This window comes from Bacillus sp. BD59S (genome assembly GCF_007363175.1).
Classification (GTDB): domain Bacteria; phylum Bacillota; class Bacilli; order Bacillales; family Bacillaceae_G; genus Bacillus_A; species Bacillus_A pacificus.
Genome location: NZ_CP034686.1, coordinates 2,419,378 through 2,439,207, shown reverse-complemented (window position 1 = coordinate 2,439,207; position 19,830 = coordinate 2,419,378). Strand labels below are relative to the sequence as shown.

General features: G+C 33.0%; 15 protein-coding genes and 1 pseudogene. 12 read left to right on the top strand and 4 right to left on the bottom strand.

Annotation, left to right across the window (positions count from 1 at the left end; genetic code table 11):
* Positions 1–6 precede the first annotated feature (6 nt).
* Positions 7–279 (top strand): annotated as a pseudogene (locus EKQ63_RS14565) (hypothetical protein); the annotation flags it as partial.
* Between the two features lie 172 nt (positions 280–451).
* Here the strand turns inward: EKQ63_RS14565 and EKQ63_RS14555 are convergent.
* Positions 452–853: a hypothetical protein gene (locus EKQ63_RS14555; RefSeq protein ID WP_143881184.1), complete on the bottom strand. Its 402-nt coding sequence runs from the start codon at positions 851–853 to the stop codon at positions 452–454.
* Positions 854–1,063: 210 nt separating this feature from the next.
* On the opposite strand from EKQ63_RS14555, the gene EKQ63_RS14550 reads away from it, so the two are divergent.
* Both EKQ63_RS14550 and EKQ63_RS14545 read left to right on the top strand, forming a co-directional pair.
* Positions 1,064–2,233: a ParM/StbA family protein gene (locus EKQ63_RS14550; protein ID WP_000025611.1), complete on the top strand. Its 1,170-nt coding sequence runs from the start codon at positions 1,064–1,066 to the stop codon at positions 2,231–2,233.
* Between the two features lie 11 nt (positions 2,234–2,244).
* The gene (locus tag EKQ63_RS14545; RefSeq protein ID WP_087953511.1) at positions 2,245–2,580 is read left to right on the top strand and encodes a hypothetical protein; all 336 of its coding nucleotides are present in this window, start codon (positions 2,245–2,247) and stop codon (positions 2,578–2,580) included.
* 111 nt (positions 2,581–2,691) lie between these two features.
* On the opposite strand, the gene EKQ63_RS14540 is transcribed toward EKQ63_RS14545, so the two are convergent.
* The gene (locus EKQ63_RS14540) at positions 2,692–3,555 is read right to left on the bottom strand and encodes a BCA family alpha/beta fold macrolide esterase (protein WP_087953512.1); all 864 of its coding nucleotides are present in this window, start codon (positions 3,553–3,555) and stop codon (positions 2,692–2,694) included.
* A 183-nt stretch (positions 3,556–3,738) separates the two neighbouring features.
* Here EKQ63_RS14540 and EKQ63_RS14535 point away from each other — a divergent pair, with 183 nt between their 5' ends.
* Positions 3,739–4,665 carry an NADP-dependent oxidoreductase gene (locus tag EKQ63_RS14535; protein ID WP_087953513.1) on the top strand — a complete coding sequence of 309 codons (927 nt, stop codon included), beginning with the start codon at positions 3,739–3,741 and terminating at the stop codon, positions 4,663–4,665.
* 97 nt (positions 4,666–4,762) lie between these two features.
* Here the strand turns inward: EKQ63_RS14535 and EKQ63_RS14530 are convergent, their stop codons facing one another.
* On the bottom strand, positions 4,763–6,196 hold the full coding sequence (locus EKQ63_RS14530; RefSeq protein ID WP_087997276.1) for a MocR-like pyridoxine biosynthesis transcription factor PdxR: 1,434 nt from the start codon (positions 6,194–6,196) through the stop codon (positions 4,763–4,765).
* Between the two features lie 148 nt (positions 6,197–6,344).
* Between EKQ63_RS14530 and EKQ63_RS14525 the strand changes: the two genes are divergently transcribed.
* From EKQ63_RS14525 to EKQ63_RS14515, 3 genes are all read left to right on the top strand, one after another.
* Positions 6,345–7,262, top strand: a complete 918-nt coding sequence (locus tag EKQ63_RS14525; RefSeq protein ID WP_087953515.1) for a DMT family transporter — start codon at positions 6,345–6,347, stop codon at positions 7,260–7,262.
* A 200-nt stretch (positions 7,263–7,462) separates the two neighbouring features.
* Positions 7,463–8,626, top strand: a complete 1,164-nt coding sequence (locus EKQ63_RS14520; protein ID WP_087953516.1) for an FAD-dependent oxidoreductase — start codon at positions 7,463–7,465, stop codon at positions 8,624–8,626.
* A 24-nt stretch (positions 8,627–8,650) separates the two neighbouring features.
* On the top strand, positions 8,651–9,316 hold the full coding sequence (locus tag EKQ63_RS14515) for a TetR/AcrR family transcriptional regulator (RefSeq protein ID WP_087953517.1): 666 nt from the start codon (positions 8,651–8,653) through the stop codon (positions 9,314–9,316).
* 88 nt (positions 9,317–9,404) lie between these two features.
* Here EKQ63_RS14515 and secY read toward each other — a convergent pair whose 3' ends face one another.
* Positions 9,405–10,709 carry a preprotein translocase subunit SecY gene (gene secY / locus EKQ63_RS14510; RefSeq protein ID WP_087997278.1) on the bottom strand — a complete coding sequence of 435 codons (1,305 nt, stop codon included), beginning with the start codon at positions 10,707–10,709 and terminating at the stop codon, positions 9,405–9,407.
* A 543-nt stretch (positions 10,710–11,252) separates the two neighbouring features.
* On the opposite strand from secY, the gene EKQ63_RS14505 reads away from it, so the two are divergent.
* From EKQ63_RS14505 to EKQ63_RS14485, 5 genes are all read left to right on the top strand, one after another.
* Entirely contained in the window at positions 11,253–11,753 is a 501-nt protein-coding gene (locus EKQ63_RS14505; protein ID WP_143881183.1) for an AraC family transcriptional regulator, read from the top strand.
* A 383-nt stretch (positions 11,754–12,136) separates the two neighbouring features.
* The gene (locus EKQ63_RS14500; protein WP_143881182.1) at positions 12,137–13,840 is read left to right on the top strand and encodes a M4 family metallopeptidase; all 1,704 of its coding nucleotides are present in this window, start codon (positions 12,137–12,139) and stop codon (positions 13,838–13,840) included.
* A gap of 485 nt (positions 13,841–14,325) precedes the next feature.
* Entirely contained in the window at positions 14,326–16,884 is a 2,559-nt protein-coding gene (pulA, locus tag EKQ63_RS14495; protein ID WP_143881770.1) for a type I pullulanase, read from the top strand.
* Positions 16,885–17,306: 422 nt separating this feature from the next.
* Positions 17,307–17,906, top strand: a complete 600-nt coding sequence (locus tag EKQ63_RS14490) for an undecaprenyl-diphosphatase (RefSeq protein ID WP_087997281.1) — start codon at positions 17,307–17,309, stop codon at positions 17,904–17,906.
* A 496-nt stretch (positions 17,907–18,402) separates the two neighbouring features.
* Positions 18,403–19,830: an ABC transporter permease gene (locus tag EKQ63_RS14485; protein ID WP_143881181.1), complete on the top strand. Its 1,428-nt coding sequence runs from the start codon at positions 18,403–18,405 to the stop codon at positions 19,828–19,830.

Here is a 19,830-nt window from a genome sequence, read left to right as displayed (position 1 = left end):
TTTAGTGACTGGTCGCAAAATGAAAAAGAGATTTTACGACGAACAATTCATTCTATAATTTCAATATTAAGAAATCATTGTAATAAAATAGATGAGGAACATTTTAAACTGATTAATGAATTAGACAAGAAATTTTGGAATTATAAAAATGATTTAGCACATTGTAAACCGAATCAATATCATCATTTTTCAAGTGAATCTATTATTTTGTCCTTTTCGGCAAGAAAACTCCATCTGATTTGTGTTACGGGTGAAACCCAACAATTCAGGTGGAGATGAATTGCCGTCAGAAGGTAGGCTGAACTCTCTTGTTTCCCCCATAGTAATTTTTTGAGTGCGAATGTTTGTTTCTTTTTTTCTTATGATATCATGTAGATAAAGAGGAAATAGATTGTAAGACAACAAAATTAGATAATGATTCTCATTCCGCTAACAGAAAATCTCATCTATTTTATTTATATTGTTTTGCGACTATAAGTTCGACAATAGGGTAAATAAAAAATGAAGAACAAAGCGCGATGAACAGAGGAAGGTTTTTTATTTCATCAAGTAATAGAAATGCAAATCCTTCTGATACTATTAAAATTAAAAACATAAGGCATATAAGTACAAAATAAGCAACTTTAAAACTTTTATATTTAATTTGCTGGCCCATTTCATCTTGGCTTTCTTTCGATACTCCGTTTGGATCTCCCCAAGTAATTTGATTAATTAAATTACCAAGTATTAACGAAATAGCGAATAGTGTTCCTCCCAAAATGAAACCTTCTGTTACATATTTATATGCGCCATGTATGAGAACTCCGATTAATGATAAAACGATAATTATGAAAATAATTTTTTTATGATTCAATTTAGAAATAGCACCTCCATAGTTGTAAAAAACTCTTTACATTAATAGTATAAAATTGGAGAAATTTTATGTCAAATACTTTTTACATAAAGGGTGGAATAATATAATATTTTATTTTTGCGATTAATAAAAAATTACATTACATTTGAATGTAAAAGAATGGGCTCGCATATATTTGGAAGGGATGTCAGATTAATTTAGGGGGTAGTTATGTCTATTCTTTTAAAAGCTGGTGCTGATGCAGGAAATAACGGTTTGAAGTTAATGGTGAAAGGGCAAGATCCTATTTTTATTCCGAGTATATATGCTTTATATATAGGAGAGCCTACAGGATTGTTAGATGAGGGAGATGTTTCATTATCTGAATTAGAAAATCACATTGACGTGACCATTAGTTCTCCATCGTTAATGTTAAATAATGTGCGGTATATCGTTGGAGAAAAAGTCATTCAAGATCAATTAAAAGGTACTGAAGTTGAGAAGAAATCGAATAAGTCAACTGATGAGTTAATGGTTATTACGATTCTATCTGGTTTAGCGGTAAGTGCTATGCGTCAAAGTCCAACTTCTAGTCATATTAACATTCGTTATGATTTATCTGTTGCTCTCCCTATGCAGCTTATTACACAAGAAATAGCTGCGGAAAATGCGAAACGTTATATGGGGAATCATAAGGTTGTGTTCCATTATCCAAACGGACGTGATGTTACAATTAATATTTCCATCGAATATTGCAAATGCCTACCTGAGGGTGCTTCTGGGACATGGGGCATTGTATATGATGAAGAAGGAAATGTTGTGAAACATAAAATAGAATGTGAACAAAATAAAGTGTCAGAAATTGATTTTGTTGATAAAACACTATTATCTTTTGATATTGGCGCAGGAACGACAGAAGAAGTCGTTTCACTAGGTGTAAACTTTAGACCACAACTAAGTAAGGGTTTATCGTACGGTGTGAAAGAAACGTTACTACAAATTATTACGAGATGGAACCGGAAGTATCCAACAAAGACAATTGATAGTATTACAGAATTCAATCAAATTTATTTAAATGATAAACACCCTAGAAATGCATTATTAGTTGAGGAATCACAACCAGCACTATTAGGTTTAGCAGCGCGTGTTGCAACGGATATTATTAACAAAATTGATGATATGAAAGACGATCCATATGTATTTATTTATGGCGGGGGCGCAGTTATCATAAAAAATAGTCTGAAAATGATTTTAAAACAAAAAGGGCGTTTAACAAATGTAATCTTTGTAGATAATCCATTATTTACAAATGCACGTGGATTATTAGTCTACACTTGTTCACCAAAATATAGAGAGCATAAGCAAAAAGAGTTAGGATTTACAAACTTAACAATAAGTTAGTTGGTGGAAGTATGCGATCTAGGCGATATAAACGTGGTGACCGAGTAAAAATTAATATTCATAAGTCAGTATCACCTGAAATGCTTGCATGGCTGAATAAACAATCAAATCCAACCAACTTCTTTTTCTTTGCAGCGCAGCAACTTTTTAAACAAGTAGGAGATATTGATGTGTCAAAAGCTATACCAAGTAGCCATGTTTTCTCGTTATACGTGGAGCCATCATCCTTATTAAAAGTAGAAGTTAATCCTTTTAAAAGCGTACCACTAGAAGCAAATAAATCCACCGATAATATTAAAAAAAGATCATGGGAAGCTGTTGACCAATTAGATTGTCCATTTTTTTAAACATAGAAAAATATAAGTATTGCCCATCACTATACATACGGATACAGTGATGGGCTTTTTTACATGTAATAAATAAAAGGGGCACAAATTGTGGCGTGCCCCTTTTATTCGTTATTTATCTATTATTTTAGCTGTATGTTCAGTAACAGCATGAATGATGTCTTCCCAGTCATCAGGATGATTCTCATGTCCTGCGCCTTCAAGGGTTAATAGGACTGAGTTAGGAATTTCATCAATAAGTGCGAGACCATGTTCAAAAGGGAGTGCTGTATCGTCTGATCCGTGAATGACTAATGTAGGTGCTTGTATAGTGTGAAGCACCCCTTCATACGCATCATCCCCTTGAAGTAAAGCGTGATTAAACATACTTAATAAATTGTTAGCTCGTTCTATTTCTTGTATTACTTGTTTATAGACTCTTTTTTCATCAAATGTTCGTTTGGACCCGCATAATAGACGGGACCCTGAAACTAAATATTCTGCTACTACTTTTTCATTTGTCCAATCTAAATGTGCACCATTAGCGTGATGTGTTAAAATTCTTTCATCCATCGGAGGTAAATCACGCGTGTTATCGTCAGAGCCTATTACACTTGTAGCTAATAATGTTAACGATAAAATTCTTTCGGGATGTTTTACAGCAGCAATTTGAGCAATCATACCCCCTAAAGACATCCCAAATAGATGCGCTTGATCAATATGATAAGCATCAAGTACCCCAATTGCATCTTCAGCCATATTTGTAACTGTATAATTGGAAGTTCCAGGCTCGTATGCAACAGAGCGTCCCACATCACGGTTATCAAAACGAATAACAAATTTCCCGCTGTTAGCTAATCGTTCACAAAATTCTTCATCCCAATAAACCATTGAACACGTAGCACCCATAATTAATAAAACAGCAGGATTTTTAGGGTTTCCAAAGCTTTCTGTACATATATCAATCCCGTTTATTTTAAATATCTTTTCAGTCATAGAGTTCTCTCCATTTCTTTTGAATTTAACTAAAAATACAATTTTGAATGACTCTAAGGTGTGTGTAAGATTTTCTATGTTTCTTGCGTAATTACCCCCAAAAATAAGTTTATGATAATTCAAGGCAAAAAAATTTGAGAAATATTTGTATGTTATTAAAATAAACGGCAAGGGGGAGAGGAAATGAAAGCGATTGTTATAGATCAATATGGTAGTGTTGAAGAATTAAAAGAAAGGCAAGTTTTAAAACCGGTTGTTAAGAATAACGAGGTATTAATACGTATTCTCGCAACATCTATTAATCCTGTTGATTGGAAAATAAGAAAAGGAGACTTACAAGAACAGTTGCGTTTTTCATTTCCAATCATTTTAGGGCTAGATGTAGCAGGAGTTATTGAAGAAATTGGGGAAGATGTAGAATGTTTCAAAATAGGAGATAAGGTGTATACGAAACCTGAAAATATAGGGCAGGGCTCTTATGCTGAATTCATTACAGTAAAATCGGATTTAGTATCCTATATGCCTACAAATCTGAGTTTTGAAGAGGCAGCTTCTATTCCTCTTGCAGGACTTACTGCTTGGCAAAGTCTTGTAGATTACGCAAAAATAAAAAAACATGACCGAGTACTTATTCATGCTGGAGCTGGTGGAGTTGGAAGTTTAGCAATCCAAATCGCAAAATCATTTGGAGCTTTTGTTGCGACAACTGCCAGTAGTAAGAATGAAGAGTTTTTAAAGTCTTTAGGGGCAGATCTCGTTATTGATTATAAAAAAGATAAATTTGAAGAATTACTATCAGATTTTGATATTGTATTAGATACAATAGGTGGGGAAGTACAAGGAAAAAGCTTTCAAATTTTAAAACCTGGTGGTGTATTAGTTTCGATTGTCCATGAACCAATTCAAAAAGTAAAAGAGATAAAATCAGGTTTTTTATGGCTAAAACCAAACGGAAAACAATTAGAAGCATTATCAGATTTAATTGTACATGGAAAAGTAAAAACAATTATAAGTAAAGTTATACCGTTTAGTGAGGAAGGGATTAGAGAAGCTCATATTTTGAGTGAAGGTCAGCATGTTAGAGGTAAAATTGTAATTAAAATGGAATGATAATGAAAATATTATTTATATGGTAAGTTTTATGTAATAAAAAGCAATTAGAACGCTTCAGAATTTAATACCCCAAAATATTTTGGGGTATTTGCTTTTATAGCATAAACTTTCGCATTGTATCATGTAATCTCTCTAATCCAATTATCATATCTTTTTCATTTAACATCGAATAGCTAATTCTTAAATGATTATTATTTGTTTCGGGATTTAATAGACAAGCTGTTCCTGGTAAAAAAGAGACATCTACTTCATTTGCTTTTTGTAATAAGGTAAAGGGATCTATCGAATCGGGAAGAGTAATCCATAAATTAAAACCACCATTTGGTATTTCAAAGTTCAGTTCTTTTAATGGCGATAATATATCAATTGTTAAATCACGTCTCATTTGTAAAGCTGTACGTAATTTTTCTAAATGGTTTTTCATACGTTCTGCACGTAAAAACGGTAGAAGTGCTTTTTGTGTTAATAAAGGACTACCGATATCCATTGAACCTTTTACTGCATATAGCCATTCAAAAATAGGGCCATCGGCAATAAGTGCTGCGATACGCAATCCTGGTGCTAACGTTTTACTAAATCCTTTTATATATAGTACATGGCCATTTGTATCAAAATTTTTGATAGGAGGGGGAACAGTCGCACCCTCAAAATATATTTCACCGAAAGAATCATCTTCAATGATAAAAAATTGATATAACTCTGCTAGTTCTATAAGTTCCATTCTCCGTTCTTTACTCATTACTGAACCTGTTGGGTTCTGGAAAGTTGGATTCGTATACAATAAAACGGGATTTTTACTTTGACAAATATCATCGATTAAGTCGGAGCGAACTCCATGCTCATCAAGAGAAACGGGAATGATTTGAACACCTTTATTGATGAAAATATCAAGTGCAGCACTGTAACATGGACTTTCTACTAATACAATATCACCAGGTTTTAATAATGTTTGAGCAATTAAATCAATGCCTTGTTGTGCTCCACTTGTAATTAATAACTGAGATGGATCTGTCACTAATTTTTGGTGTTCATGTAAGTAATTTGCTATTTCAACTCGCAGTTCATAATCGCCTTGAACTGGCCCATAAGTTGCTAACAACATCGGATTTTTATCCAGCAATTTATGCATTTCGTCTGCCAAAAATGGATTTGGTAACAGACGAGGATACAGAATCGCTTGTGAAAAATTATAATATTTACGGTGCTTATTCATTGCATATTGAGAACGCATAACATTAATCGTTTTCGTTTGTTGCCATTTATACGGGATTGGTTTGAAATCTTTCTTTACCCGTTTATATATGTAAGCACCTTTTCCTTGTTCGATGTGTATATACCCTTTCGTTTCTAACTGTTTATATGCTTTACGAACAGTTAATACATTGATTTGTAAATCTGTGGCCATACAACGTAAAGAGGGAAGGGATTCACCATGTGAAAGCATACCACTTTGTACTCTTTCAACAATTTGCATATATATTTGCTTGTAATACGGTATGTTTGATTCTTTACGCAATACAATCTTCATAGTTTCACCTATTTTTCTTTTTAATTTAATTAAATCGAAAAATATATAGGGAATCAACTACAACTTGAAGTAACTGTTATATGTACCGATACACTGTTATACACCATACCCTCTATACTCATTTTAAGAGTAAAAAGGAGGAAGAAAAATGGTCATTTTTAATTACATTTTAGTATGTATTATTTTCGGGACAACATTTTTAACGATAAAGATTGGAATTGAAGCAGGAGCGCCCCCATTATTTTCAGCGGGAATTCGTTTCTTTTTAGCAGGAGTAATCTTAATGGTTATATTTAAGTTAAAGCGAAAAGAAATTATGCCACATGTATTTTCAAAACGTATTATGTATGCTGGATTTTGTTTAACATTCATGACATTCGCAAGCTTGTATTGGTCAGAACAATATATTTCTTCAGGATTAGCTGCTGTTCTTTCTGCTACAGGACCAATGATGATTTTGTTAATACAGACAAAGAGGAATAGGGAGAAATTACAAAAGGAACAACTTGTCGCTTTAGTTATTGCACTAATAGGTGTTACATTTGTTTCTTTACCAGGAATGCATCAACAAGTAAGTTTTATATGGAGTATTGCTTGTATTGTTTTAGTTATAGGTGAGTTATTTTACGGAATAGGCTCTATTCGTTCGAAAGAAATACTTTCAGATTTATCAAATGTATCACCTTTTCTTATTAACGGTATTCAAATGTTTTATGGAGGGATTTTACTACTAATTGCATCAATAATTGTAGAACAGCCAAATGTAACTGTATTAACTTCATGGAGTGTACAATGGCCTATTTTATATCTTATCTTTATCGGATCAATTGGTGGGCACGGATTATATTATTGGCTCTTATCAAAAACAAATCCAGTATTTCCATCGACGTGGTTATATGTATCACCATTAATAGCAATTATCGTAGGGTATATCGTATTAGGAGAACCCTTAAATCCAGCAATGGGATTAGGTGCTTGTTTCATTTTGATAGGTGTATTTTTAGCAAACCGTACAACAATTGGAGCTTATTTTAAGCAAGGGAAGTTATTAAAGAAGGAGCTTTAAATAGAAACGCCTGAAGTATTTTAAAAACTTAAATAAATAGATGAAACAAAAAACATGCTATTACCAATTTGTAGCATGTTTTCTTTATTGGATATGTTTCCATAATTTCCTTGTGACATTAACGAACAGTGTACTTTACGAACGGTGTTCGTTGTGTTATAAATAGAACAAGTAATTCAAAAACATGTAAGGTGTGATTAATGATGGAAAGAACAAACAATACGAAAAAAAGAATTGCCATTATAGGTGCTGGACCAGGAGGATTAACATTAGCTCGTATATTACAAAAACATGGTTTAAAAAGTGTGGTGTATGAAAAAGAAACATCACCAATGAGTCGTCAACAAGGAGGTTCATTAGATATCCATCATGATTCTGGTCAAGAGGCGTTAAAAGAAGCAGGGTTGTTAGAGCGATTTTATGAACTTGCTAGATATGAGGGAGAAGACTTTCGTTTATTTGATAAGAGTGGAAATATATATTTAGATGAAGAAGCAGATTCAGCTGGCGGGGATCGTCCTGAAATAGATCGTGGTACTTTGCGTGAGTTGCTTTTAAACTCTGTTGATTCAGAATGTATACGTTGGGGATATAATTTAATAAAAGCCGTTTCTCTAGAAAACGGTATGCATAAACTTCATTTTGAAAATGGACATGTAGATATTGTGGATTTAGTTGTAGCGGCAGATGGGGCTTTTTCACGAATTCGCCCACTTGTCACAGATTCGGTACCGCAATATACTGGAATTAGTATGATTGAATTGAATTTACAAAATGTCACGAAAAAACATCCGGAAATAGCGGAGTTTAATCGACGTGGTAAAGTCTTTGCACTTTCGGATCAAAAAGGTATTTTGGCACAGTTAAATGGAGATGACAGTATTCGAGTATACTTAAGTTTTAGAACGAATAAAGAATGGCTTGATAATTGTGGGATTCCATTTGAAAATTTAGAAGAAGCAAAGAGTCAACTTCTACAATATTTTGAGGACTGGGATGAAACTCTTAAAAATTATATTAGATGTGCAGATGGTGCAATTTTTCCTAGACGAATTTATATGTTACCTGTGGGGCTAACCTGGAATAGTACACCTGGTGTTACTTTAATTGGTGATGCTGCTCATTTAATGTCTCCATTTGCTGGAGAAGGTGTGAACCTAGCTATGCGTGATGCGGCAGAACTTGCACTAGCTATTGTAAAATATGACGATTTGAACGAAGCAATCAAAAATTATGAAGGAAAAATGTACGATTATTCTTCACAATCTGCTACTATTTCAAATGATAACCTGGAAATTTGTTTTTCAGAAGATGCTGCTATTAAAATGTATAATCTTATGAATCAACTTCATGAACAACAATAAAACTGAATGTAATTAAGGAGAACTATGAAAGAGAAAACAAATACAACGAATAGCCGTCGTTCGCGACCAGCAAAAGAACCATTGAGTAAAGAAATTATTGTGAAAACTGCATATAACCTCCTGAAATCTGAAGGGACATCAGGTCTTAGTATGAGAAAAATTGCAAAAGTGCTAGATACAGGACCATCTTCTTTATATGTTTATGTTAAAAATGCTGATGAATTAAGAGCGTTTGTATTAGACTATGGTCTAGGAAAAATTGAAGAAATAGATGTCAAAAATGAGGCATGGAAAAAAGCATTATTTGAACTTGTATATTCATATTTCAGAATTTTGTTTAATTCCCCTGGAATGGCGGAATTGGCTTTAATGACAATTCCAATTGGACCAAATTCGTTAGCTCTTACCGAACAGATTTTGCACCAATTATACGTAGGAGGAGTGAATGCGAAATCATCAGCATGGGGAGTAGATATTCTACTGTTATATGCTGCTTCAGTCGCATATGAACAAACAGCACGTAAAGAAAAGGGAGCTACACTTGACGCAATTCGCGCTTCGTACGAAACATTAGATGAAGTAAAGTATCCGATGATTGTAAGTTTACAAGAGGATATGTTGTCTGGTGGAGAAGAAAGGTTCCGCTGGGGATTAGAGGTTGTACTTCAAGGTATTTTACATGCACAATAATAAGGATTTTAAAATCAAGAATTAATGGCGATATTTATATAAAATAAAAAACACACTATGTCTTTAAACCATAGTGTGTTTTTTATAATTAATTCACTTTTTTAATAAAGCCTTTATAATGACGTTTTACAAGCTGGCTTTCTAAAGTCTTCATAGTTTCTAGTGCTACACCGACAATGATAAGTAAGCTTGTACCACCAATTTGAGCAGAAGGTGGTAATGTAGCAATCTTTGTGAATACAAGCGGTAAAATTGAAATTGCACCTAAGAAAATCGCGCCGATAAATGTTAAACGGTATAAAATTTTAGTTACATACTGTTCTGTTGACTTACCAGGACGAATACCAGGCACATATCCATTTTGTTTTTTCAAATTCTCAGCCATTTGTTCGGGATTTACTTGAATAAATGCGTAGAAGTATGTGAAAGCAACGATAAGACCGACATAAAGTGTCATTCCAAATGGATGTGCAAAATCCAGATTAGCAACTATCCATTTTGATACACTTGAATCAGGGAAAAGCTGCGCAATTGTACGCGGCGTCATTAAAAATGCAGAAGCAAAGATTACTGGAATTACACCAGCACTATTTACTTTAAGAGGTAAATGAGTGTTTTTTGCTCCTTGATATTGATTGTTGCCTGAAACAGCTTTTGCATATTGAATCGGTATTTTACGCACTGCTTGTTGTATGTAAATAACCCCAACAACTATCGCTAAAATTACGAGACCAATTAAGACCATCTTTATGATGTGCATGAATAATTGATCGCCTGCATTTTGAAATTGTTGCAAATAAATTTGGTTCGCAACATTTGGAATCGCTGCAACAAGTCCTGCGAAAATAATCATCGAAATACCATTACCAACTCCGTTAGCGGTAATTTGTTCACCTAACCAAAGTAAAAATGCAGTACCTGCAGTTAAAACTGTCGCAATAAATAAGTATGTAGTCCAGCTTTGATCTGTTATTAATTGTCCACCTGCTATATTATTAAAGCCATAAGACATCCCAATGGCTTGTATGAATGCGAGAATGATTGTAAAGTATCGAGTGAATTGAGCTGACTTCTTACGGCCCATTTCTCCTTGCTTTGCCCATTCCGAAAATTTAGGTATAACGTCCATTTGTAGTAATTGTACTATGATGGAAGCTGTAATATAAGGTGTAATACCTACAGCAAAGATTGAGAAGTGTTGCAGTGCTCCTCCACCAAATACGTTTAGCATACCTAAAACGTTAGCTTGATCTTGTACTTTTAATACCTCTGCGTTAGTATGAGGAACTGGAATAAACGTGCCAATTCGGAAAACAATTAACATCGCTAATGTAAAAAGGATTTTCCTTCTTATCTCAGCTACTCTCATGAAATTTGAAATCGTACGAAACATAATGTCGCCTCCTATATTTTTATCAGTTTAAAACTGATTATTATATCCCGATGAAGTAACCACAAACCTCCTTCCGCATTAAATTCATTTGACAAATGGAATTTTATACATTTTGTAGTTTTCATGGATATAAAAATATAAGGTGTTTTTTAGCGACCTATAAGCTTTTCGTAATCATTCAATACACATAATATATCGAATAAATTAACAAATGTACATACATACGCATGAAAAATGAGTGAATAGAGGCATTTTTTACATTTATTTAATGATAAATTAAAAGAACATTGCTTTTCATTATTATATTTCTAGTAAGTTGCTAGAACGATGAAAGAGATTCTTTATTTAGAGTTGAAATAAAATTTTACATACCTATAACTTCTACAAATTTAGTAATGTAGTATCAATTCAAAAACAACGACTTATGTTTTAATTAAAGAATATGCATTTATAGAATTTGTTTATTTACGAAGGAATATATGAAAATAAAGGCTAAATAAATAAATAAATAGAGTAGAGATTTGTTAAAGGGGGTTGATGTAAATGAAAGTGACTATAAAAAAATTACCACCATTAAAAGTAGCCTATATAAGACGAACTGGTAGTTATTTTGAACCACAAGATCACTGGGGAAGGTTATTACAGTGGGCAAATGAAAATAAACTTTATCCACCGGAGCAATCATTTATCGGGATCTCATTAGATAATCCTGAACTTGTTGCAAGCCATATGTGCCGACATGATGCTTGCGTGACCATACCTGAAAACTTTGAAAAAGAACAACATGAGGATGTGCAATTTAAAAGTGTAGATAGCGGTCTATACGCTCTATACCAATTCTATGATGAACCTCATAAATTAAGTATAGCGTATCAATACATGTACGCAGAGTGGCTACCAAATAGTGAGTATGATGCAGATTATGATAGAGATAATTTAGAGTTTTGCTTAAATAATATTGCAGAAGATTTAGAAGGAAAATTAAAGGTTGATTTATTTGTGCCAATTAAAAAAGTACCAATAAATATGAATGCAAATAAGTAGTATGTTTTTTTCTAGCATTATCTTTACTATATTTTTTATTTGCTAATCAAACAGTAACAGAGGATACCGGTGTATTGGATGATGTATTTTTAAAAGGTTATTGAGTAGAGAAATCATTAAATAAACAATTAAATGAGACGAGCATATACTAATAAATGACACAATACATAATTTATAATCGTATTTGAAGAGCACCTTAAAGTGCTCTATTTTTTATTGAAATTCATGCACTTATATAAGTTGTTCTTAATTTGGATCATCGTCCTTATATTATGTAATTTTGCATAATGTTACATAAATTGTGTATTTTCCCTTTTTTTCGACAGAAACAGGAAGTATACTTTGTACAAGCTTTCTATTTCAAAATTATACGAGGTGAAAAAATGAAAAACAAAAAAACGTTAACTAAGGTAGCATTAACAACAGGTTTAGCTTTAACAGCAGTAGCACCGTATGGAGTAGGTCATGCAGAGGAAACAGATCAACTACAAGTTCAAATTCAGGAGGAATCATTCCGTTCAGGTGAACTTACACAACCGTCACAAAAGGCACCAGAGAATGTAGTAAAAGATGCTCTTAAGGAGAAAACCAAACAAGCCCTTTCTCCAAAGCAAGTCAATGGAGAAACTGGAGTAGATTATAAAGTTCTTCAAAAACGTGATTCATATGATGGGACTACACTTGTACGTATACAGCAAACATATGAAGGAAAAGAAGTATATGGCCATCAATTAACTGCACACGTAGATAATGATGGTGTTATTAAAAGTGTTTCAGGTGATAGCGCGCAAAATTTGAAACAAGAAGAATTAAAAAAACCTATCAATCTATCAAAAGATGAAGCGAAACAATATATTTATAAGAAGTACGGGAACGATATCAATTTTATTTCTGAGCCAGAAGTTAAGGAAGTTATTTTTGTGGATGAAAAGAATGGACAAGCTAGCAATGCATACCAGGTTACATTTGAAGCTGCAACACCAAACTATGTTTCCGGAACTTATTTAATAAATGCTCAAAATGGTGAAATGTTAAAAAATATGGTACAAGAATCTAACTTAAAAGCAAGTGAAAAACTAGTTGGAGCATTAAAGAAAAGTAAAAAAAGCAATCTTACATCATTAACTGGAACAGGAAAAGATGATTTAGGTATATCACGTACATTTGGTATTTCTAAACAAAGTAATGGCAAATATGCTCTTGCTGATTATACAAGAGGGCAAGGAATTGAAACATATGATGTGAATTACAGAGATATTACGAAAGAAGAAAGCTATTATCCTGGTACATTAGCAACTAGTACTTCGACAACATTTAACGATCCAAAAGCAGTAAGTGCTCATTACTTAGCAACAAAAGTTTTTGATTTTTATAAAGATAAATACAATCGTAATAGCTTTGATAATAAGGGACAAAAGGTAGTTTCAGTTGTACATGCTTGGGATTCTGGAGATACGAATGATCCGAAAAATTGGCAGAATGCATTAAGTGCTAATAATGGTAGTATGCTTGTATATGGGGATCCTATCGTCAAAGCATATGACGTAGCTGGGCATGAATTTACACATGCTGTTACTTCTAGTGAATCTAATCTTGAATATTACGGTGAATCTGGTGCGATTAATGAGGCACTATCTGATATTATGGGAACATCTATTGAGAAATACGTAAATAATGGAAGCTTTAACTGGACGATGGGAGAACAAACTGGATCTGTCTTCCGTGATATGGAAAACCCAGCTTCTGTTCCATCTTCACTTGGAGTACCTTATCCAGATGATTACAGTGAATTTAACGATTTTAATGGATGGGATCAAGGTGGCGTTCATTTTAATTCAAGTATTATTAATAAAGTTGCATATCTTATTGCAAAAGGCGGAACTCATAACGGAGTAACTGTTAAAGGAATTGGTGAAGATAAAATGTTTGATATTTTCTATTATGCAAATACAGATGAGTTAAACATGACTTCTAATTTCAAAGAATTGAGATCAGCATGTATTCGAGTGGCAACTAATAAATATGGTGCGAATACAGCTGAAGTTCAAGCGGTACAAAAGGCATTTGATGCAGCAAAAATTAAGTAAGTTAGAAATATAGTTATCATTCATATATTATTACATTATGAAAAAACAGCTAATATCCTTAAAAGGACATTAGCTGTTTTTTACGTAACTATGCATTAGTGAAAATATAATTACTTAACAATAATTAGGGAGGGTATCTTTAAAAGTTACGTCAAAAATGAAAGGTTTATAGTGTATAAAAACAGAAAATTAACAATATATTGACCTCTTAACGGAAAGTACTATAAAATGAAAGCGATAACAAACGATTGTTTTATAATGATTTCCCTGATCTTTTCGTATTTACAAATATATGAAGACATAAACAAACCTATTTTTTTATACATTAATGCAAACGTTTTCGTATTAAAAGATCATTGAAATACATATGTTAAATCAGCCAATATGGGGGTGAAATAAAAGAGATTTTTAGATTAATTGAAGTAGTTGTAATGTAGTACGAGCAGAATATAAGGTTCATGCTATTTAAAGAAAGGGTGTATGTAGTGCAAATGATAAAAAGAATAATTAACAAATCAGTTTTATTACTTACTATAATTGTTATGTTCGCATCTGTTTTCTCTATTCAAAGTGTGAATGCAGTTTCAAATTCGAAAACAACTGAAGTTATCATTCATTACAAAGAGAAGCTTGGAAATACAAAAGACTGGAATATTTGGTTATGGGGAGAAAGTGCAAATGGTACATCTTATGAATTTACTGGTGAAGATGAATTTGGAAAGTATGCTAAGATTAATATAGATGGTGACTATAATCGTGTAGGATTCATCATTCGTACAAATGAGTGGGAAAAAGATGGTGGGGATCGTTGGATTGAAAATATAAAGGACGGTCGTGCTGAAGTATGGATTCTTTCTGGTGATGAAAAGGTATATAACGCTAAGCCTTCTTCGGATCTATCAATTCAAAAAGCAACGATTGATAGTTTCAATGAAATCACTGTAACGACTAATGTCCCATTTCATATTAAGGAACAGAAAATTGAAATTGAAGGTATTAAAATTAAGAATATTAGTCCTTATGATATAAACAGTGGAAATGTTACGAATAAGGTGAAAGTAATTACGGAGCAGAAAATTGATTTAAAGCAGACATACAAAGTTAAAATTGAAAACGTAGCTGATACAAATACTGAAATCGGTAAAGTCATTCGTAGTGAAGAGTTTGATCATTTATTTTATTATGGTGGTAACGATTTAGGGAATATATATACACCACAACATACAAAGTTCCGTGTATGGGCTCCTACTGCGAGTGAAGCAAAATTAGTTACATATAAAAAATGGAACGATAAAATAGGTAATGAAATAAACATGCAACAAGGTGAAAAGGGCACTTGGAAAGCAGAACTTAAAGGGAACCAAAAAGGTCTCTATTATACATATAAGGTGAAAATTGGTGATAAGTGGACGGAAGCAGTTGATCCGTATGCACGTGCTGCTTCTGTAAATGGAGATAAAGGTGCGGTTGTTGATTTAGAAGAAACAAATCCGAAAAAATGGAACACTAACAAAAAGCCTAAATTAAAAAATCCGGAAGATGCTATTATTTATGAATTACATGTACGCGATCTTTCCATCCAACCTGAAAGTGGGATTAAGCAGAAAGGGAAATATTTAGGAGTAACAGAAAAAGGAACAAGAGGTCCTGAAGGTGTAAAAACAGGACTTGATCATATGAAAGATCTTGGTGTTACACATGTTCAGCTTTTACCGATATTTGATTATGCTTCAGTAAATGAAGAGAATGTAAACGAATCACAATATAACTGGGGATATGATCCGAAAAATTTTAATGTTCCAGAGGGATCCTATTCTACAAATCCATATGAGCCAACTGTTCGAATAACAGAATTAAAGCAAATGATTCAAACACTGCATGATAATAATCTTCGTGTTGTAATGGATGTAGTGTATAACCATATGTATAGTGCTACTGAATCTAATTTTCATAAGTTAGTTCCAGGTTATTATTATCGTTACAATGAAGATGGAACATTTGCAAATGGAACCGGAGTAGGAAATGATACTGCTTCAGAAAGAAAAATGATGAGGAAATTTATGATAGATTCCGTCACATATTGGGCAAAAGAGTACAATTTAGACGGATTCCGTTTTGATTTAATGGGTATTCATGATTATGAAACGATGAATGAAATACGTAAAGCTGTTAATCAAATTGATCCTTCTATTATACTGCATGGAGAAGGTTGGGATTTAAATACACCTCTTGCAGCAGAGTTGAAAGCAAATCAAAAAAATGCAAAGAAAATGAAAGGGATTGCTCATTTTAACGATAATATACGTGATGGATTAAAAGGTAGTGTATTTGAAGAGAAAGAAAATGGATTCGTAAATGGAAAGGAAAACATGGAAGACCGTATGAAAAAAGGCATTACGGCAGGCATTGACTACGATACAAATTCGTCTACCTATCAAGATCCGGAACAGGTATTAACTTATGTGGAAGCGCATGATAATCATACATTATGGGATAAACTTGAGTTGACTAATCCAAGTGACAGTGAAGAAGTGCGAAAACAAATGCATAAATTATCTTCTTCGATTTTATTAACATCACAAGGTATTCCGTTCTTACATGCGGGACAAGAGTTTATGCGCACGAAATATGGTGATCATAACAGTTACAAATCTCCCGATTCAATTAACCAAATGGATTGGTTACGCCGTGTAGCATTTAACAATGAAGTAGATTATATGAAGGGGTTAATAGAATTACGCAAAAAGTACTCAGCTTTTCGAATGACATCTGCAGAGCAAATAAAAACACATGTATCATTTATTGATGCTCCTAAAAATACTGTAGCTTATACAATAGAGGGTAATAAAAATGAATACTTTACGGTGGCTCACAATGCAAATAGAGAAGCTGTTGAAATAACACTTCCATCGAAAGGTCCTTGGAAAGTGCTAGTAGACGGGAAGCAGGCGGGAAGTAAACCACTTTATGTTGTCCATGACAATAAAATTAAAGTTCCTGGATTAAGTTCATTTGTTTTAAAAACAGAGAAACCGATTAAATAAATGCCAAAAGTGGACGGAAGATTGTTTTCACTTCGCTTTTAAACTTAAAATAGTATAATTTCACATACTGTAATTATATTACAATTTAATAAAAAAAGAGAAGAACTTAACAAGGTTCTTCTCTTTTTTATGTGTAATTAGAGTTTCCACAATTGTAGATATGAGAGTTTATGAATATATCAAAAGGAAAGATGATGAACCTATTTACAAAGTGACGAGAAAATGACAAAACTGTAAGAATGCACGAATATTTGTAAGAAAGTTCGATGTTTTCTTTTTTCTTTTTTTATTAAAGTGAATAAGAAGAAAGCGGTGTCATAAGAGGTTGATATTTTAATATGCGTACAATAACCAAAACTATTTATGTAACGAAAGTATATGGCATTCCGTAAAACAACTTACTAAAAAGGAGGGAGTTGAAAATGACTTTTTCACAATTCAATATTGATAGTTTTCGAACAATTAATGATTTAGGTAAACAGTTTTCATTCCTAAACCCGGCCATCGTATTTTTGGCTGAATATATGGTATATATTTTTGCTTTAATTATTTTAGCTTATTGGTTTACTGGGTCCAGAAAAAGTAGAATGATGGTAATTCAAGCGATGGTTGCTTTTGTAATTGCTGAGGTAATCGGGAAAATAGCAGGGAAATTCCATCTAAATTATCAACCGTTTGCAGTATTGCCTGATGTTAATAAACTTGTCGACCATGCTGTAGATAATTCATTTCCTAGTGACCATACGATTCTCTTTTTTTCAATTTGTTTTTCGTTTTGGCTTGTTCGTAAAAAAACTGGATGGCTATGGCTTATACTTGCACTTTGTGTAGCAATCTCTCGAATTTGGGTAGGGGTTCATTATCCTTTTGATGTTGCAATTGGGGCTTTAATAGGATGTATTTCAGCGGTATTTTCGTATTGGTTAGTACCGAAATTATCTTTTATTAGGCAATTACTTACTCAATATGAAAGAGTAGAGAAACATGTTTTACCATCCAAAAACAATTCAAAGGAACTTTGAGTATACAAGTATAAAAAAGACGTTATCCTTTCCTAAAATTCTACAGAAAGGATAACGTCTTTTTCGTTTTATCGATATTGCAAAATATTAGATTGATAATGATGTATCGGGACCCCATAGTTAAATATAAGTTTCTTCAACTCTATCCAACCATTCAAAATAGCTTATTTTTTATTAAAGGGTTCACCTTTTAAAATGACGTGATTTCTATGTTTATCGTGTAGAAATTGCACAATAAATATATTTTTCATGTTACATACATTAAATTAAACTTAACCTCCTTTTCTTTTTCTATAAGTCCCTTAAATGGACAAACTTCTTACCGATATTCAAAACCGTTTACGCTTTTGGCTTGTTTTTTCGGTTTTTCTTGATTAGGCCAATGAATAAATAACTACACATAAACTCCTTATATCTCTAGATAAACTACCGATTAGCTCCATATAGACTCTAGATAACATATATAGAATACAAGTTATCAAGGAGGTAAGAAAAAATGAATTTTATAAAACGTGCAATTCTCAGTATGAAAAAAAGAATAGGAACATCATTAATTTTGATGGCAGTTTTTCTAATTGTTACAAATTTGGTTCTTTCAGGGTTCACAATCCAAAATGCATCAAAAAAAGCAGCTGATGCTGCAAGAAAAAAACTAGGTGCAGATGTTACTTTAAGTCTTGATTTTGAAAAATTAGGTCAAAAAGCTAGAGAAACTGGAGAAATGCCAAAACCGCCGCAGCTCAATATAAAAGAAACAGATCAATTAGCGAAGTCAAAATATGTAAAAGACTATAATTACATAACTAACACTTTCGGAATTTCTGATGAACTTAAACTAGTAGGAGCCTCAGATGAAGAAGAAGGCAAAGGTAAAGTGGGAATGGCGGCTGTACGAGGCGGTTCAAGCTCAGGTACAGAAATAGATATGAATGCATCTTTTACGATTGAGGGAGTTCGCAAGACAGCATTACAAGAAAGCTTTAAAAATGGAAAAAGTAAAATCATAGATGGAAAACCAATTACAGAACAGATGAAAGATCAGAATGTAGCTTTAATGGAAAAACGATTAGCGGAATTAAACAATTTGAAAGTAGGAGACAAAGTAAAAGTGCAATCAGGGGATAAGAAGGAAACCCTCGAGATTGAAATTATCGGTATTTACGAAACGAATGAGCAAGCAATGGGTCAACAGGCCCCTCCTATAATGGATCCAGCTAATAAACTATATATGCCGCATTCAACTATGAAAAAATTAGAAGTAGATCAAGGTATAAATAGTGTTCAAGTCGTGTATTTCTTGAATGACCCACAATACATTGATGCATTTAAAAAAGAAGCAAAAAAATCTAATATTGATTTTAATTATTTTAAATTAGATGCACATGATTCATTGTACAAACAAATGATTGGTCCTATCGAAAATATCTCTTCTACTTCTCAAATGATTATTTATATTGTATCGATTGCAGGTGCGATTATATTAGGGTTAATCATTATGCTATCAATTAAAGGGCGTCGTAAGGAAATGGGGATTTTGTTATCTATTGGAGAGAAAAAGTGGAAACTGATGGCGCAGTTCGTAGTAGAAGTAGTATGTATCGCTATTTTAGCATTTGGATTATCCATAACAACAGGAGCCAAAGTTTCTCAATTTATAGGGAATAATTTACTTTCGAGTGAAATTGCTACTGCGAGCGAAGAAACAGATACCTCGCAACATGGTACTGTAATGATGGCTGGGCCTGGTGGTACTCTACAACATCAAAAAGAAAATCCAATTGATAAAATTGATGTAAGTGTAACAGGAGAAGATGTAGGGAAAATGGGTGGAATTGGACTAGCTATTGCTATAATTGCAACGCTTCTTCCGGCATTATCTATTCTACGTTTAAATCCAAAACAAATTCTTTTAAAAGATGAATAA

Coding starts and splice junctions, on each gene's coding strand:
- EKQ63_RS14535 (WP_087953513.1), top strand. CDS start 3,739: ATGAAAGCGATTGTTATAGATCAATATGGTAGTGTTGAAGAATTAAAA.
- EKQ63_RS14500 (WP_143881182.1), top strand. CDS start 12,137: ATGAAAAACAAAAAAACGTTAACTAAGGTAGCATTAACAACAGGTTTA.
- EKQ63_RS14515 (WP_087953517.1), top strand. CDS start 8,651: ATGAAAGAGAAAACAAATACAACGAATAGCCGTCGTTCGCGACCAGCA.
- EKQ63_RS14550 (WP_000025611.1), top strand. CDS start 1,064: ATGTCTATTCTTTTAAAAGCTGGTGCTGATGCAGGAAATAACGGTTTG.
- EKQ63_RS14490 (WP_087997281.1), top strand. CDS start 17,307: ATGACTTTTTCACAATTCAATATTGATAGTTTTCGAACAATTAATGAT.
- EKQ63_RS14525 (WP_087953515.1), top strand. CDS start 6,345: ATGGTCATTTTTAATTACATTTTAGTATGTATTATTTTCGGGACAACA.
- EKQ63_RS14530 (WP_087997276.1), bottom strand. CDS start 6,196: ATGAAGATTGTATTGCGTAAAGAATCAAACATACCGTATTACAAGCAA.
- EKQ63_RS14540 (WP_087953512.1), bottom strand. CDS start 3,555: ATGACTGAAAAGATATTTAAAATAAACGGGATTGATATATGTACAGAA.
- EKQ63_RS14520 (WP_087953516.1), top strand. CDS start 7,463: ATGATGGAAAGAACAAACAATACGAAAAAAAGAATTGCCATTATAGGT.
- secY (WP_087997278.1), bottom strand. CDS start 10,709: ATGTTTCGTACGATTTCAAATTTCATGAGAGTAGCTGAGATAAGAAGG.
- EKQ63_RS14505 (WP_143881183.1), top strand. CDS start 11,253: ATGAAAGTGACTATAAAAAAATTACCACCATTAAAAGTAGCCTATATA.
- EKQ63_RS14545 (WP_087953511.1), top strand. CDS start 2,245: ATGCGATCTAGGCGATATAAACGTGGTGACCGAGTAAAAATTAATATT.
- EKQ63_RS14485 (WP_143881181.1), top strand. CDS start 18,403: ATGAATTTTATAAAACGTGCAATTCTCAGTATGAAAAAAAGAATAGGA.